1 protein-coding gene is annotated in these 869 nt (G+C 68.2%); it reads left to right on the plus strand.

Translation table 11 applies throughout. The features are described 5' to 3' along the window. Window positions 1–869, plus strand: an 869-nt coding sequence (locus tag EOD07_RS36005) for a helix-hairpin-helix domain-containing protein (RefSeq protein WP_206519667.1), incomplete at both ends; no start/stop codon positions are given.

The raw sequence follows: 869 nt of genomic DNA on the forward strand, positions 1-869 counted from the left end.
AGCTGGTGGCGACGACGACCGTCTATCCATTCCCGCCGAAAAACGATGTGCGCGGCACGCAGGTCGAACTTGCCGCGCTCATCCGCCAGCACAAGGTCGAGCTGATCTCGATCGGCAACGGCACCGGCAGCCGCGAGACCGAGAAGCTGGTTGCCGACATGCTGTCGGACCTGCCCGCAGGGGCGGGGCCGAAGCCGCTCAAGGTGATCGTCAGCGAAGCCGGCGCTTCCGTGTATTCCGCGTCGGCCACGGCGGCCGCTGAATTCCCGGGCCTCGATGTCTCGCTGCGCGGCGCGGTGTCGATCGCGCGGCGCCTGCAGGATCCGCTGGCCGAGCTGGTCAAGATCGAGCCGAAGTCGATCGGCGTCGGCCAGTATCAGCACGATGTCGACCAATACCGGCTTGGCCGTTCCCTGGAAGCGGTGGTCGAGGATGCGGTGAACGCGGTCGGTGTCGACCTCAACACGGCGTCGGCGCCGCTTTTGGCGCGCGTGTCGGGATTGGGGCCGTCGCTCGCCGAGGCGATCGTCGCGCATCGCGACGCCGCCGGGCCGTTCGCCAACCGCAAGGACCTGCTCAAGGTGGCGCGGCTCGGGCCGCGCGCGTTCGAGCAAAGCGCCGGCTTCCTGCGCATTCCGAACGGCGCCGAGCCGCTCGATGCATCATCTGTGCATCCGGAAGCCTATGGCGTGGCGAAGAAGATCGTGGCCGCTTGCGGCCGCGACGTGCGCGCCCTGATGGGCGACAGCGCCGCGCTTAAAGCGCTCGACCCACGCGTCTTCGTCGACGAGCGTTTCGGCTTGCCGACGGTGCGTGACATCATTGCCGAGCTGGAAAAACCCGGACGCGACCCGCGCCCCGGCTTCAAG

The sequence above is a fragment of the Mesorhizobium sp. M2C.T.Ca.TU.002.02.1.1 genome (genome assembly GCF_003997225.1).